The sequence below is a fragment of the Stenotrophomonas sp. HMWF003 genome (assembly GCF_003061285.1).
In the GTDB taxonomy this organism is placed as follows: domain Bacteria; phylum Pseudomonadota; class Gammaproteobacteria; order Xanthomonadales; family Xanthomonadaceae; genus Stenotrophomonas; species Stenotrophomonas maltophilia_AP.
The window spans coordinates 6105-6616 of record NZ_QAIW01000181.1; the positions used below are offsets into that span (position 1 = coordinate 6105).

Annotated in this window: 1 protein-coding gene and 1 pseudogene; both read left to right on the forward strand. The window is 66.8% G+C overall.

Annotated elements, in window-relative coordinates:
- Window positions 1–248: magnesium chelatase domain-containing protein (locus DBR34_RS22310; protein WP_308812518.1), on the forward strand; the 248-nt coding region annotated here is incomplete at its 5' end.
- Between the two features lie 64 nt (window positions 249–312).
- Window positions 313–512: pseudogene (locus tag DBR34_RS21255) on the forward strand (hypothetical protein); the annotation flags it as partial.

The following is a 512-nucleotide window of genomic DNA, read 5'->3' on the forward strand; positions in this document are numbered from 1 at the left end:
TGCTGCTGGCGGTGCTGTCCTCGCTGCAGGACCGGCCGCTGGCCGAGAAGACCATTGCCTTTGGCGAGGTCGGCCTGTCCGGCGAGATCCGCCCGGTGCCCAACGGCGAAGATCGCCTGCGCGAAGCGGCCACCCACGGCTTCAAGCGCGCGATCGTGCCCAAGGCCAACGCGCCCAAAACCGGCAGCGTGAAGGGCATGGAGGTGATCGCGGTGGAGCGGCTGTCCGAGGCGATTGAAGCGGCCTGAGCCTTACACTGAAGGCGTCATCATCAATTCAATGGAGTAGTGCGTGCGCAGAGGGATGTTGTGGATGGCGTTGGTGTTGGCGCCGACGGTACAGGCCGCGCCGGCCTGCGGCGATCCGGTGGCCGTGGGGCAGGCGTTTCTGAAGGCGAGTGCAGACGATTTCCTCGCCACCTCGCCGAGCGTGCTCACCCCTGGTTTCGCCCAGTTGCTGGCGGGTGAGCGCGAGTGCCAGCGGGTGGAAGAGGGCATCTGCCGGTTCGACAG